Origin of the sequence: Variovorax sp. (genome assembly GCF_965279555.1) — a bacterium.
Lineage (GTDB): Bacteria > Pseudomonadota > Gammaproteobacteria > Burkholderiales > Burkholderiaceae_C > Variovorax.
On sequence record NZ_OZ257247.1, the window covers coordinates 1,461,925 to 1,475,992 of the forward strand.

Consider the following 14,068-nt stretch of genomic DNA (forward strand, 5'->3'; position numbering starts at 1 on the left):
GCACACCATGGCAAACATCAAGAAGCCCAGTGTGGACGCGGTGCTGGTCGGCTTCGGCTGGACCGGCGCGATCATGGGCATGGAGCTGACCGCCGCCGGCCTGAAGGTGCTGGCGCTGGAGCGCGGCGAGAACCGCGACACGCAACCCGACTTCGCCTACCCGCGCATCACCGACGAGCTGAGCTACGGCATCCGCGGCAAGCTGTTCCAGAACCTCTCGCGCGAGACCGTGACCATCCGCCACACGCCGGCCGAGGTGGCGGTGCCTTACCGGCAGCTCGCGTCCTTCCTGCCCGGCGACGGCGTGGGCGGCGCGGGCGTGCACTGGAACGGCCACCACTGGCGGCCTCTGCCCAGCGACCTGCGCATCCGCAGCAACTACGAAGAGCGCTACGGCAAGAAATTCATTCCCGAAGGCATGACCATCCAGGACTTCGGCGTGAGCTATGAAGAACTGGAGCCCCACTTCGACCAGTTCGAGAAGATCTGCGGCACCTCCGGCAAGGCCGGCAACATCGGCGGCAAGATCCAGCCCGGCGGCAACCCCTTCGAAGGCGCGCGCGCCAACGAATTCCCGCTGCCGCCGCTGGCCTCGGTCAACAGCGCCAGGCTGTTCGAGAAAGCCGCGCGCGAACTCGGCTATCACCCGTTCCCGCAAGCGGCCGCCAATGCCTCGCGCGCCTACACCAACCCGCATGGCGCGCAGCTCGGGCCTTGCAACTTCTGCGGCTTCTGCGAGCGCTACGGCTGCTACATGTATTCGAAGGCTTCGCCGCAGACCACGCTGCTGCCGGTGCTGATGAAGCGGCCCAACTTCGAGCTGCGCACCCGCTCGCACGTGCTGCGCGTGAACATGTCGCCCGACGGCAAGCGCGCCACCGGCGTGACCTACGTAGATGCCCAGGGCAACGAGGTCGAGCAGCCGGCCGACCTGGTCGTGCTGTGCGCCTACCAGTTCCACAACGTGCGCCTGCTGCTGCTGTCGAACATCGGCAAGAAATACGACCCCGCCACGGGCGAGGGCGTGGTGGGGCGCAACTACGCCTACCAGCTCAACGGCGGTGCCAGCCTGTTCTTCGACAAGGACCAGCCGATGAACCCCTTCGTCGGCGCGGGTGCCAGCGGCAGCGTGATCGACGACTTCGACGGCGACAACTTCGACCACGGTCCGCTCGGCTTCGTGGGCGGCGCGAGCATCAACTGCATCAACACCGGCGGCCGGCCGATCCAGCAGCTGAGCCTGCCGCCCGGCACGCCGAACTGGGGCGCGGGCTGGAAGAAGGCCGCCAAGGAAAACTACCTCTACCAGGCCGGCGTTGGCAGCCAGGGCTCGGTGATGGCCTACCGCGACAACTACCTCGACCTCGACCCGACCTACAAGGACGTGCACGGCCAGCCGCTCCTGCGCATGACCTTCGACTGGAAGGCCAACGACCTCGCGATGACGCAGTTCATCGGCACCAAGGTCGAGCAGATCGCGCGGGCCATGGGGCCGAAGCAGATGAAGATGAATTTCCAGAAGGCAGGCGCGCACTACGACGTGCGCTACTACCAGTCGACCCACAACACAGGCGGCGCGCCGATGGGCACCGACCCGACGACCAGCGCCGTCAACCGCTTCCTGCAGGTGTGGGACGTGCCCAATGTCTTCGTGATGGGCGCCAGTGCTTTCCCGCAGAACTTCGGCTACAACCCGACCGGCATGGTGGGCGCGCTGGCCTACTGGGCCGCCAAGGCGATCCGCGAGCAGTACCTGAAGAACCCGGGAGCCCTGGCATGAACGCGCGTCGTGTATCTGTCGGCGTGCCGGCGGCCGTGGCCCTGTTGTGCGCCGGGGCCTGGGCCGTGGCGCAGAAGGCGGAGGCGCCGCCGGTGGCCGGCGTGGCTGCACCGGTAGCTGCCACGGCCGCATCGTCCGACCCCGTGCTGGAGCGCGGCCGCTACCTCGCGCGCGCCGGCGACTGCGTGAGCTGCCACACCGCGCCCGGCAAGCCGGCCTTCGGCGGCGGCCTGCCGATGAAAACGCCGTTCGGCACCATCGTCTCGACCAACATCACGCCAGACCCCGAGGCCGGCATCGGCACCTACACCGAGGCCGAGTTCGCCCGCGCGCTGCGCGAAGGCGTCGCCAAGGACGGCCATCACCTGTACCCGGCCATGCCGTACCCGTCGTTCGCCCGCGTGAACGACGAGGACATGCATGCGCTCTTCACGTTCTTCCGCAACGGCGTGCAGCCCGTGGCGCAGAAGCCGCCGGCCACCGACCTGCCGTGGCCCTTCAGCATGCGCGGGCTGATGATCGGCTGGAACTGGATCTACCTCGACAAGGGCGTCTACCAGCCCGACACCGCGCGCAGCGCCGAGTGGAACCGCGGCGCGTACCTGGTGCAGGGCCTGGGCCATTGCGGCGACTGCCACACACCGCGCAGCATGCTGGGCGGCGTGAAGGCGGCCAGCGACGGCAAGGGCGAGCTGTTCCTGTCTGGCGCGGTCATCGACGGCTGGTATGCGCAGCCGCTGCGCCACACCGGCCGCCCGACCATGGCGCAATGGCCGGCGCAAGACATCGTGCAGTACCTGCAGACCGGGCGCACCAGCCACACGGCCGCCTTCGGCGCCATGGTCGACGTGGTGCAGAACAGCACGCAGCACCTGTCGTCGCAAGACCTGCAGGCGGTGGCCACTTATCTGCAGTCGCTGGGAGCGGAGGGCAGCGCGCAGAGTGCGCCGTCGCCCGCGTCCCTGGTGGCAGCGGCTGCGCAGCACCCGACCGCGCTTGCGCTGCGCAACGGCACGGTCGAGGGCAACAGCGGCGCGATGGTCTACCTCAACAACTGCAATGCCTGCCATCGTTCCGACGGAACAGGCGCGGACAAGACCTTTCCGGCGCTGGCCGGCAACAGCGTGGTGAATGCCAGGGACCCGACTTCTCTGATCCGCCTCGTGCTCGCAGGCTCGGCCATGCCCAGCACCAGCCAGGCGCCTTCGCCCATCGCCATGCCCGATTTCGGCTGGCGCCTGAGCGACGCCGACGTGGCCAGCGTGCTGAGCTTTGCGCGGTCGAGCTGGGGCAACCAGGGCGATGCCGTCACGGCGGCCCAGGTGGCCAAGGTGCGCGATTCGATCAAGCCCGTGGCTACCGCGACCGCGAACGCGCAGCAGCAGAAGTGAGCGGGCGGGGCGCTCTTGCCTACCTGAGCGCCACGAGATCGCTCTCGTCTTTCAGCTCGACGCCCGTCAGCCCCCGCCGCAACGACTCGCGCATCAACCACGCGAGCCTGAACGCGGCCGCCTCATAGGCCAGGCCCTCCGGCCGCACGTTCGAGATGCAGTTGCGCTCGGCGTCGTGCCGGCCGCGCCGGGGCGAATGGGTCAGGTAGATGCCGAGGCTGTCGGGCGAACTCAGGCCCGGCCGCTCGCCGATCAGCATGACCGACAGCGCCGCGCCGAACAGCTCGCCCACTTCGTCGGCCAGGGCGACGCGCGCCTGCGTGGCAATCACCACGGGCGAAAAGCGCGTGTCCGGCGGCAGTTGCGCGCGCAGCGCCGCGAGCAGCGGCACCGCATGCCGCCTGGCCGCGAGCGAGGAAAGGCCGTCGCCGATCACGATGCAGACATCGCAGCCGTAGCGCCGCTCGCCGCGCAGGCGCGTGGCGTCTTCCTCGTCGAGCTGGCGGCCCAGGTCTGGACGGCGCAGGTAGGCGGTGCGGTCCGCCGCGCGGCTGCGCGCGCGGGCTACCTCCCAGTGCTGGCCGCGCAACTGGCTGTCGAGCGCGTCGACATCGAGCGCGGCGTGAATGGCATCGCGCGCCATCGCATGCGCCCAGCCGAAGCGCAGCGTCTCGTCGGTCGGCATGCCGGCGCCGGCACGGCCCAGCGCCAGCCGCGCGGGCGTGGCGCAGCGCCATTGGGCCCACGGGTTGGGGGTGACAGGCGAGTCGCTCATCGGGCCAATGCGGAAAGCCCGCCCATGTCGGCCAGCAGCCGGTTGGAGGAGGGCGGCGCGAGCCGTCCGGCGGTATCGGTGATCTGCATGCGCTGCAGCCAGGCCTCGAATTCGGGCGCGCGCTTCAGGCCCAGCGTCTGGCGCATGAACAGCGCGTCGTGGAACGAGGTGCTCTGGTAGTTGAGCATCACGTCGTCCGCGCCCGGGATGCCCATGATGAAGTTGATGCCCGCCGTGCCCAGCAGCACGAGCAGCGTGTCCATGTCGTCCTGGTCGGCTTCGGCGTGGTTGGTGTAGCAGATGTCGCAGCCGATGGGCAGGCCCAGCAGCTTGCCGCTGAAATGGTCTTCGAGCCCGGCACGGATGATCTGCTTGCCGTCGTACAGATACTCCGGCCCGATGAAGCCGACCACCGTGTTGATGAGCAGCGGCTTGTAGCGCCGCGCCAGCGCATAGGCGCGCACCTCGCAGGTCTGCTGGTCGACGCCGAAATTGGCGTTGGCCGACAGCGCGCTGCCCTGGCCGGTCTCGAAGTACATGACGTTGTCGCCCACGGTGCCGCGCTTGAGCGACAACGCCGCAGCATAGGCCTCGTCGAGCAGCTCGGGCGTCACGCCGAACGAGAGGTTGGCTTTCTCGGTGCCCGCGATCGACTGGAACACCAGGTCGACCGGCGCGCCGGCCTCCGCGAGCTTGAGCGTGTTGGTCACATGCGTGAGCACGCAGCTCTGCGTCGGAATCTCGAAGCGCTGAATCACCTCGTCGAGCATGCGCAGCAGCTCGCCGAGCACCGGCATGCTGTCGGATGCGGGGTTGAGCCCGATCACCGCGTCGCCCGCGCCGTAGAGCAGGCCGTCGAGCGTGGAGGCCGCCACGCCGCGCAGGTCGTCGGTCGGGTGGTTGGGTTGCAGGCGCACGGCCAGGTGGCCGGGCAGGCCGATGGTGTCGCGAAAACGCGTGACCACGCAGCACTTTTTTGCGACCGACACCAGGTCCTGGTTGCGCATGAGCTTTGAAACGGCCGCCACCATTTCGGGCGTGAGGCCCGGCGCCAGTGCGGTGAGCGTGGCAGTGGTGGCCGCGTCGGACAGCAGCCAATTGCGGAAGTCGCCGACCGTGAGGTGCGACACCAGGGCAAAGGCATTCGCGTCATGGCCGTCGATGATGAGGCGCGTGATGTTGTCGCTCTCGTAGGGAATCAGCGCTTCGCTCAGGAACTGGTTGAGCGGCGTGTCGGCCAGCACGTGGCGTGCCGCCATGCGCTGCTGCGCGGTGGCCGCTCCGATGCCTGCGAGGTAGTCGCCCGAGCGCGCGGGGCTTGCGAAGGCCATGACCTGTTTCAGGTCGTCGAAGCGGAAGACTTGGCCGGCGATGGTGGTGCTGTAGCGCATGGGTCTTGGGTCGGAGATCGTCAGGCGTGGGTGGTCGAGGAAAGCATTTCGTCCGGTGCCGCCGCCTCGCGCTGCGCCGAGGTCAGCAGGAAGTAGCCGTAGGCCGCGGCCATCAGCACGACGAACAGCAGCGTGAGCATGCCGTTGAACCACACCATCGCGCCCAGGCACACCGCGCCGAGCCCGAGCGCGATGGCCGGGAACACGGGATAGAACGGCGCGCGGTAGGTGCGCTGCAGGCCGGGCTCGCTGCGGCGCAGCTTGAACAGCGCGGCCATCGAGATCATGTACATCACGATGGCGCCGAGCACCGCCATGGTCACGATATTGGCGGTGAGCGTCTGCCCGCCGAACTGCACCCACTCGTCGCTGAAGATGGCAACGATGCCGATCACGCCGCCGGCCAGCAGCGCGCGGTGCGGCGTGTCGAAGCGCGGGCTCAGCCCGGCGAAGTAGCGCGGCAGGTAGCCCGCGCGCGCCAGCGCGAAGATCTGGCGCGAATAGCCCATGATGATTCCGTGGAACGAGGCGATCAGCCCGAAGAGGCCGATCCACACCAGCATGTGCAGCCAGCCGCTGTTGTCGCCCACCACCGCCTTCATGGCCTGCGGCAGCGGGTCGTTGATGTTGGCGAGCTTGCGCCAGTCGCCCACGCCGCCGGCGAAGATCATCACGCCGAAAGCCAGCACCACCAGCGTGACGATGCCCGTGGTGTACGCGATGGGAATGGTGCGGTGCGGGTCGCGCGCCTCTTCGGCTGCCATGGCCGCGCCTTCGATGGCAAGAAAGAACCAGATCGCGAACGGTATGGACGCGAAGATGCCCGAGACGGCCGCACCGTTCAGCACGCTGCCGCCGGCCCAGCCGTTGGCGGTGAAGTTGGCCAGCGTCCAGCCCGGCGCGACGACGCCCATGAACACCAGCAACTCGACGATGGCCAGCACCGTGACGAACAGTTCGAAGGCCGCCGCGATGCCCACGCCGATCCAGTTGAGGCCGATGAAGATCACGTAGGCCCCCAGCGCGAACCACTTCGGGTTGATGCCGGGAAACTGCACGTTGAGGTAGGCGCCGATGGCCAGCGCGATGGCCGGCGGCGCGAAGACGAACTCGATCAGCGTCGCAAAGCCCGCGACGAATCCGCCATGCGGCCCGAAGGCGCGCCGTGCATACGCGAAGGGGCCGCCCGCGTGCGGGATGGCCGTGGATAGTTCGGTGAAGCTGAAGATGAAGGTGGTGTACATCGTCGCCACCAGCAACGTGGCAACGAGAAAGCCGAGCGTGCCGGCCGTGTTCCAGCCGTAGCTCCAACCAAAGTACTCACCGGAGATGACGAGGCCCACGGCAATGCCCCAGAGCTGCAGGGGGCCGAGCACTTTCTTGAGATGGCCGGTGCCGGTGTGCGCGGCCGGTGTGGCGTCGGTGGAGTTCATGCGGCGTCCTCTCTTCGTGAATGGTGACAGTGCACATTCGGCAAAGCAAGGGCTGTTCCACCGGATACACCGGCTTGCGGGCGCTACATGCGCGACGTGCGCGCTGGCCATAATCGGAGTCTTTCAACCCCCCCGAGGTGTTTCGTGAAGTCTCTTTTCTGTGCCGCTCTCGTGTCCGTCCTTGCCATTCCCGCCGCGTTCGCGCAGTCCGCGCCCGTGACCACGCCAAGCGGCCTGATCTACCAGTCGATCAAGGAAGGCACCGGCGCTTCGCCCGCAGCCACCGACGTGGTCAAGGTGCATTACCGCGGCACCTTCCCCGACACCGGCAAGGAATTCGACAGCTCCTACAAGCGCGGCGAACCGACCGAGTTCCCGCTCAACGGCGTGATCCCCTGCTGGACCGAAGGCGTGCAGAAGATGAAGCCCGGCGGCAAGGCCAAGCTGACCTGCCCGCCGTCCATCGCCTACGGCGCGCGCGGCGCCGGTGGCGTGATCCCGCCGAACGCCACGCTCAACTTCGAAGTCGAGCTGGTCTCCGTCACGAAGCGCTGACGCTTCGAGGCGCTCATCCTGGCTGGTACTGGTACAGCCAGGTTTCGGTGAGCGTCTGGTCCCCGTTCTTCAGGTACATGCGCATGTCGATCGGCTCGTTGCCTTCGGGCGTGAAGTCGAACTGCGCGCGCCAATGGCCCGGCACGCCGTTGGGCACGGCCTCGGCGAAGACGTAAGAGAACTTGCCGCGCGCCGCCGTCAGCACCACCTCGGGCTTCACGCCGAAGGGCACGGTGGCCAGCGGCTGGCCGATGAACTCCACCATGAACTTGCGCACGCCCTGCGGACGCGGCTGCCCCGGCTGGCCGCCGCGTCCGATGCGCGTGGCCACGCAGTGCGCGAGCGGCGAGGGAAACGGTTCCTGGTCGGTCCAGTGCAGGCGGTACTGCAGGCTGTAGCTCCCGCCCGCCTTGGCATCTGCCTTGGGCACCCAGAAAGCGACGACGTTGTCGTGGATCTCGTCGTCGGTCGGTATCTCGATGAGCTGCACCGAGCCTTCGCCCCAGTCGCCCAGCGGTTCGATCCACAGGCTAGGGCGCTTTTCATAGTTCACGCCGTCCTGGTAGTGGTCGAACACGCGGTCGCGCTGCAGCAGGCCGAAGCCGCGCGGCCTGGTGTCGGTGAAGGCCGAGGCGCGCGTCTGCGTCGGGTTGTTGAGCGGACGCCAGATGCGCTCGCCCGCGCCGTTCCAGATCGCGAGGCCGTCGGAGTCGTGCACCTCGGGGCGCCAGTCGATGGCGGTGGGCTTGTTGGTTTCCGAATACCAGTACATCGACGTGAGCGGCACCAGGCCCAGGCGCGCAACGTCGCGGCGCATGAAGAGGCGTGCGTCGATGTCCATGATGACGGCCTTGGTGCGCTGCATGACGAACTTGAACACGCCGGTGACGCTCGGCCCTTCGAGCAGCGCGTAGACCGTCATCGACGTGGTGTTGCCGGCGGCGGGTGTCTCGAAGTAGAAGCGCGTGAAGTTCGGGAACTCCTCGGGCTTGTCGGGCACGGCCACGTCGAGTGCGATGCCGCGTGCCGACAGGCCGTACTGGTACAGCTCGCCGATCGCGCGGAAGTACGAAGCGCCGAGGAACGCGACCCAGTCGTTCTTCTGCCAGTCGAGCTTGCTCTGGTCGCCCAGGCGGCTTTCCTGCAGCCGGAAGCCCGCGAAGCCCGCGCCGGGCGGCAACTGGTGCGCGGGGCTGTCGGCCGGCATCGAAAAGTAGTCGGGGCTGTAGAGCACTTCGCGCGCGAAGGCGTCGCCCCCGGCGTTTTCGAGCACGTGCATGCGCACCGGCGCCTGGAAGAAGCGGCCGAGGTGGAAGAAGGTGACCGGAAACGCGCCGGGCCCGTCGCGGAAGAGGGCATTGGCAGGGTCGAACTTGATCTTGCCGTGCGCGTCGTAGTCGATGCGGTCGAGCACTTCAGGAGCCAGCGGCGCGGCAGCCACGTAGGGCTGGGCGGCGAGCGCCTTGGCCTGCGCGACCAAGGCGTCGAAAGAAAAGGGGGAAGGCTGGCTCAGTTGCAGGCCGTTGGCGGCGAGTGCCTCGGTGGGCAGGCCCAGGGCGGCGAGTGCGGCGGCGGCGCCACCGGCGGCAAGGAAGGATCGGCGATCAAGCATGTGGTTCTTGAGGGTTGCGAATCTCTGGGGGAAAAGAAAGGAAAGCGGCGGAAACGAATCGGCCATTTTCCGCGACCGGGAACAACCCCGAGCTTGACCCGGCGCACGGCCGCCCCGCGTCAGCCATTCCGCGCAAACCGGGCCGGACAAGGCCGGGAATCCGGAAAATTGTGCGTTTATGTATCGGCGCCCCCAGTCTTGTGGACGGGGTCCGTGGCCTTCAGCGCATACACCGCATACAGAGGCACGCCGAGCAGCAGCATCACCATCGGCGCGAACAGCATGTAGGGCAGGCCGATGCCTTCCATCACCCGGTAGGTGGCGTCCAGCGCCAGCCGGGGGTGCGACTGCGTCAGCTCGGCCTCGCGGCGGATGCCCCAGTGAAATTCGGCGCCGGTGGTGCGCACCGACGGATGCTGTTTCGCGCGGCCCACAGCCAGCCAGCACATGGCGTCGAAGGCCAGCACCGAGCCCGCGGGCGCGCGTTCGCCGAAGGTCGCGAAAATCGCCTGCACCTGCTCGGGCTGCAGGTACATGAGCACGCCCTCGGTGAACAGGAACACCGGGCGCGCATTGCGCTTGCGCGGCAGCCCCAGTTGCTCCCACCAGTCGGGCGCGGTCAGGTCGAGCGTGCGCAGGTCGTGGCGTTCGTGGGTTTCGGGGATCAGTTCGCGGCGCAGCTCGAGCACCTCGGGCAGGTCGGCGTCGGTCATGTGCGACTTGTCGTCGTCCAGCCACTGGAAGTAGTGGCTCAACCCGCAGCCCATGTTGACCACGCGGGCGCCGGGGTGTGCCTTCAGGAAGTCCTGCGCGAGGCTGCGGAAGCGGCGCGTGCGCGAGAGGATGCCGTAGATGGTGGCGCGGTCTTCGGGCAGCGCGCTGCCGTCGTCGCGGATCCGCTCGAGGATGCCGGCGGCATAGGCGTCCCGCACGGCCACCTGCGGAAACATCGCATCGCCCGATGCCCGCGCGGCCAGGGGAATCCGCAGGGTGGAAGGCACGGCCGACAGGCGTCGCGCGGGTTTGCTGTGTGTCATGAATGCCCAGGAAAGACCAGACCCCAGTCTGGCCGCTCCGGCATCGATGGGCAAGTCAGTCTTTTGTTCAGGCGGACGGCTTGCCTCGCTGCCGCGCAAGATGGCGGTAGACCGTGCTGCGGTGCACGCCAAGGCGCCGCGCCGCCTTGGACACGTCGTGGTCGCAGGCCTTGAGCGCGTCGTCGATGGCGTGGCGGGTGATGGCCAGCAGCGGGCCGGCCTGCGGTGCCAGGGCGGCTTCGGTGGCCTCATCCGATGGCGGGGCGGCGGGCGTGCCGAGCAGGTGAGCGGGCAGGGCGGCGGCCGTCACCGAGTCGCCCGTGTCGGCCAGCGCGACCACCGCGCGCAGCGTGCTGCGCAGTTCGCGCACGTTGCCCGGCCAGCGGTAGGCGGTCAGCGCTTCGAGCGCATCGCTCTCCAGCCGCAGTTGCTTGTCGGCGCCGCCCGATTCGAGGAACAGCCGCGCGATCAGCGCATGCCGGTCGGTGCGCCGGCTCAGCGGCGGCAAGGCGACGGTGAAGCCTGCCACGCGGTACATCAGGTCGGCCCGGAAGCGGCCGGCCTGCACCAGCGCCGGCAGGTCGCCGTGGGTGGCGCAGACCAGGTCGAAGTCCACCGCCACGCCCTGGCCGCCGCCCAGCGGCGTGACCACGCGTTCTTCCAGCACCCGCAGCAGCCGGGTCTGCAGCGCGAGCGGAATCTCCGCGATCTCGTCGAGGAACAGCACGCCGCCGTGCGCTTCGCGGATGCGGCCCGACATGCCCTTGCGCCGGGCGCCGGTGAAGGCGCCTTCGTCGTAGCCGAACAGCTCCGACTCGATCAGCGTCTCGGGCAGCGAGGCGCAGTCGACCGCCACGAACGGGCCGGCGGCGCGGCGGCTCGCGGCATGCAGGCGGCGCGAGAACACTTCCTTGCCGCTGCCGGTCTCGCCATTGACCAGCACCGACACGCCTTCGTTGAGCACCCGCACGGCCTTGTCGAGCAGCGGCAGGACGTCGTCGGCCGCCTGGGGCGCGTCGGCGCGCCGTGCCGTCGGCCGTGCGCCGCCGCACATGTTCGAACGCTCCATCACCGTGGCGATCTGCCGCCCGCCCGGCAGGGTCAGCAGGCTGCGCCGGTGCTCCATGCCGGGCCAGTTGGGGCCGAGGAAGTCCCTGGCCTCCAGGTCGAGCAGGCCGTCCCATGAGCGGCCGAACAGTTCCAGCGCCACGCGGTTGGCCGCGGCGATGCGTCCGCCCTCGATCACGATCAGCCCCTCGCGCGCGGTGCCGATCAGCGCCGGCCGCGCATGGAAGCGCAGCACATGGCCTTGTGCCTCGGCCAGCAGCATGCGGTGCTCCACCTGCTGCGCCGCCATGCGCACCAGGCCCAGCGCATGCGTGTTCACGCGCACCGTCTCGCCCGAGATGTCGAGGGCACCGGCCAACTCTCCCCGGCCGGTGAAGATGGGAGCCGCCGCGCAGCCCAGCGCGCCGTTCTGCGCCAGGTAGTGCTCGCCGCCCAGCACCATCAGCGCCTCGCGTTCGGCCAGCGCGGTGCCGATGGCGTTGGTGCCGCGGTTGTTTTCCGACCATTCCACGCCCGGCTGCAGCGCGATGCGCTCGGCCTTGGGCAGGAAGTCGGGGCTGCCTATTTCTTCCAGGATCAGCCCGCTGGCGTCCGACAGGATCACCACGCAGCCGTTGCCTATTGCATGCTCGGCCAGCCCGTCGAGTTCGGGCTGCGCGCAGTCCAGCAGCCGCATCGACTGCTCGCGCCGCTCGCGCAGCAAAGCCAGCGCCATCGGCGCGGGGTCGATGTACTGGTGATCGACCGGACGGCTGCGCTGCCACGAGCGCGAGATGTGCGGCGCGATCCACGGTGCGGGGTCGCGGCCCTGCACGAAGAACAGGTCCCGGGCCTGTTCGACCCGGACCGATGGCCACTGCGCTTCACTCATGCGTGTCTCCGGTTGTCTGCCGTTCGCGGTCTGTTCGCCTTGTGCGACATCCTAGTCGCTGTGTTCGCAAGAACATGTCGCAGATTGCGAATGAAAACCCGCTGCAGACTGCGGTCGCCAGCAGGGAGGCACTCAGGGAATGTCCCGATCCCGGCGGGTACGTGGCTTGCGGATGTCCGTGCGGGTCGCCGCATGTCGTGGCGCCAACAGCAGCAAATGGAGACAACTCATGGACATGCTCGAACCAGGCAAATTCGGTACCGCGGTTCCGTTCAGGAAGCGCTACGGCAACTACATCGGCGGCGAATGGGTCGCGCCGGTGGACAACCAGTACTTCGAGAACATCACGCCGGTCACCGGCAAGGTCTTCTGCGAAGTGCCGCGTTCCACGGCGGCGGACGTCGACCGCGCGCTCGACGCCGCGCACAAGGCCAAGGCCGCCTGGGGCCGCACCTCGACCACCGAGCGCGCCAACATCCTCAACAGGATTGCCGACCGCATGCAGGAAAACCTGCCCATGCTCGCGGCCGCCGAGACCTGGGACAACGGCAAGCCGATCCGCGAGACCATGGCTGCCGACCTGCCGCTGGCGGTCGACCACTTCCGCTACTTCGCCTCGTGCATCCGCGCGCAGGAGGGCGGCATCAGCGAGATCGACCACGAGACCTTCGCGTACCACTTCCACGAGCCCATCGGCGTGGTCGGCCAGATCATTCCGTGGAACTTCCCGATCCTGATGGCGGTGTGGAAGCTGGCACCCGCGCTGGCGGCCGGCAACTGCGTAGTGCTGAAGCCGGCCGAGCAGACGCCGGTGTCGATCCTGGTGCTGATGGAGATCATCGGCGACCTGCTGCCGCCTGGCGTGCTGAACGTGGTGAACGGCTTCGGCGTGGAAGCGGGCAAGCCGCTGGCGTCGAGCAACCGCATCGGCAAGATCGCCTTCACCGGCGAGACCACCACCGGCCGCCTGATCTCGCAGTACGCGAGCCAGAACCTGATTCCGGTCACGCTGGAGCTGGGCGGCAAGTCGCCCAACATCTTCTTCGCCGACGTGATGGATCGCGACGACAGCTTCTTCGACAAGGCGCTCGAAGGCTTCGCGATGTTTGCGTTGAACCAGGGCGAGGTGTGCACCTGTCCGTCGCGCGCGCTGATCCAGGAGTCCATCTACGACCGCTTCATGGAGCGTGCGCTCAAGCGCGTGGCGGCCATCAAGCAGGGCAGCCCGCTCGACATGGCCACGATGATCGGCGCGCAGGCCTCGAGCGAGCAGCTCGAGAAGATCCTGTCGTACATGGACATCGGCAAGCAGGAGGGAGCGAAGGTGCTGATCGGCGGCGAGCGCGCCAGGCTCGAAGGCGACCTGGCCGACGGCTACTACGTGACGCCGACCGTGTTCCAGGGCCACAACAAGATGCGCATCTTCCAGGAAGAGATCTTCGGCCCCGTGGTGTCGGTGACGACCTTCAAGGACGAGGAAGAAGCGCTCTCCATAGCCAACGACACGCTCTACGGGCTGGGTGCAGGCGTGTGGAGCCGCGACATGAACCGCGCCTTCCGCATGGGCAAGGGCATCCAGGCAGGCCGCGTGTGGACCAACTGCTACCACCACTATCCGGCGCATGCGGCCTTCGGCGGCTACAAGCAGTCGGGCATCGGGCGCGAGAACCACAAGATGATGCTCGACCACTACCAGCAGACCAAGAACCTGCTTGTGAGCTACAGCGAGAACAAGCTGGGCTTCTTCTGATGGCGGGCGAAGTCCTGCGCGTCACCGCGACCGATGCCGCGCTCGCGTTGATCGACAGGCTCGCCGCCAGGCACGGCCCGCTGATGTTCCATCAGTCGGGCGGTTGCTGCGACGGCAGCGCGCCGATGTGCTACGCCCAGGGCGAGTTCATCGTCGGCGACTACGACCGCCTGCTGGGGCACATCGGCGGCATGCCGTTCTACATCAGCGGGCCGCAGTTCGAGTACTGGCAGCACACGCAGCTGATCATCGACATGGTGCCGGGGCGCGGCGGCATGTTCTCGCTGGAAGGGCCGGAGGGCGTGCGCTTCCTGACGCGCTCGCGGCTCTTCACCGACGAGGAATGGGCCGTGCTGGAGGCCGAAGAGGCGAAGCAGGTTCGGTAGGGCGGCAGCGGACTGAAGT

At 68.2% G+C, this 14,068-nt stretch carries 11 protein-coding genes; 5 read left to right on the top strand and 6 right to left on the bottom strand.

Features of this window, described 5'->3' with window-relative positions; genetic code table 11:
* Nucleotides 1–7 precede the first annotated feature (7 nt).
* Nucleotides 8–1,780, top strand: coding sequence for a GMC family oxidoreductase (locus tag ACQY8B_RS07145; RefSeq protein ID WP_422086057.1), 1,773 nt, complete (start codon nt 8–10; stop codon nt 1,778–1,780).
* A complete protein-coding gene (locus ACQY8B_RS07150) occupies nt 1,777–3,171 on the top strand; it encodes a c-type cytochrome (RefSeq protein ID WP_422086058.1) in 1,395 nt (464 codons plus the stop codon). Before ACQY8B_RS07145 ends, ACQY8B_RS07150 begins: the two co-directional genes overlap by 4 nt.
* A gap of 19 nt (nt 3,172–3,190) precedes the next feature.
* Here ACQY8B_RS07150 and eutC read toward each other — a convergent pair whose 3' ends face one another.
* From eutC to eat, 3 genes are read right to left on the bottom strand one after another with little or no spacing between them, the layout of a single operon-like run.
* Nucleotides 3,191–3,946 carry an ethanolamine ammonia-lyase subunit EutC gene (gene eutC / locus ACQY8B_RS07155; protein ID WP_422086059.1) on the bottom strand — a complete coding sequence of 252 codons (756 nt, stop codon included), beginning with the start codon at nt 3,944–3,946 and terminating at the stop codon, nt 3,191–3,193.
* The gene (locus tag ACQY8B_RS07160; RefSeq protein ID WP_422086060.1) at nt 3,943–5,337 is read right to left on the bottom strand and encodes an ethanolamine ammonia-lyase subunit EutB; all 1,395 of its coding nucleotides are present in this window, start codon (nt 5,335–5,337) and stop codon (nt 3,943–3,945) included. The genes eutC and ACQY8B_RS07160 overlap by 4 nt, the downstream gene beginning before the upstream one ends.
* Nucleotides 5,338–5,357: 20 nt before the next feature.
* The gene (eat, locus tag ACQY8B_RS07165) at nt 5,358–6,770 is read right to left on the bottom strand and encodes an ethanolamine permease (RefSeq protein WP_422086061.1); all 1,413 of its coding nucleotides are present in this window, start codon (nt 6,768–6,770) and stop codon (nt 5,358–5,360) included.
* 144 nt (nt 6,771–6,914) lie between these two features.
* Here eat and ACQY8B_RS07170 point away from each other — a divergent pair, with 144 nt between their 5' ends.
* Complete coding sequence (locus ACQY8B_RS07170) at nt 6,915–7,325, top strand: FKBP-type peptidyl-prolyl cis-trans isomerase (RefSeq protein WP_422086062.1); 411 nt, start codon at nt 6,915–6,917, stop codon at nt 7,323–7,325.
* A 13-nt stretch (nt 7,326–7,338) separates the two neighbouring features.
* On the opposite strand, the gene ACQY8B_RS07175 is transcribed toward ACQY8B_RS07170, so the two are convergent.
* The 3 genes from ACQY8B_RS07175 to ACQY8B_RS07185 all read right to left on the bottom strand — a co-directional run bounded on the left by ACQY8B_RS07175 (nt 7,339) and on the right by ACQY8B_RS07185 (nt 11,913).
* Nucleotides 7,339–8,937: a glucan biosynthesis protein gene (locus ACQY8B_RS07175; protein ID WP_422086063.1), complete on the bottom strand. Its 1,599-nt coding sequence runs from the start codon at nt 8,935–8,937 to the stop codon at nt 7,339–7,341.
* Between the two features lie 176 nt (nt 8,938–9,113).
* The gene (locus ACQY8B_RS07180; protein WP_422086064.1) at nt 9,114–9,974 is read right to left on the bottom strand and encodes a class I SAM-dependent methyltransferase; all 861 of its coding nucleotides are present in this window, start codon (nt 9,972–9,974) and stop codon (nt 9,114–9,116) included.
* Nucleotides 9,975–10,041: 67 nt separating this feature from the next.
* The gene (locus tag ACQY8B_RS07185; RefSeq protein ID WP_422086065.1) at nt 10,042–11,913 is read right to left on the bottom strand and encodes a sigma-54-dependent Fis family transcriptional regulator; all 1,872 of its coding nucleotides are present in this window, start codon (nt 11,911–11,913) and stop codon (nt 10,042–10,044) included.
* 229 nt (nt 11,914–12,142) lie between these two features.
* Here ACQY8B_RS07185 and adh point away from each other — a divergent pair, with 229 nt between their 5' ends.
* Together adh and ACQY8B_RS07195 are read left to right on the top strand one after the other, a co-directional pair.
* A complete protein-coding gene (gene adh, locus ACQY8B_RS07190) occupies nt 12,143–13,663 on the top strand; it encodes an aldehyde dehydrogenase (protein WP_422086066.1) in 1,521 nt (506 codons plus the stop codon).
* Nucleotides 13,663–14,049 (top strand): DUF779 domain-containing protein, encoded by a 387-nt coding sequence (locus ACQY8B_RS07195; RefSeq protein ID WP_422086067.1) that lies wholly within the window; start codon nt 13,663–13,665, stop codon nt 14,047–14,049. The genes adh and ACQY8B_RS07195 overlap by 1 nt, the downstream gene beginning before the upstream one ends.
* Nucleotides 14,050–14,068 lie beyond the last annotated feature (19 nt).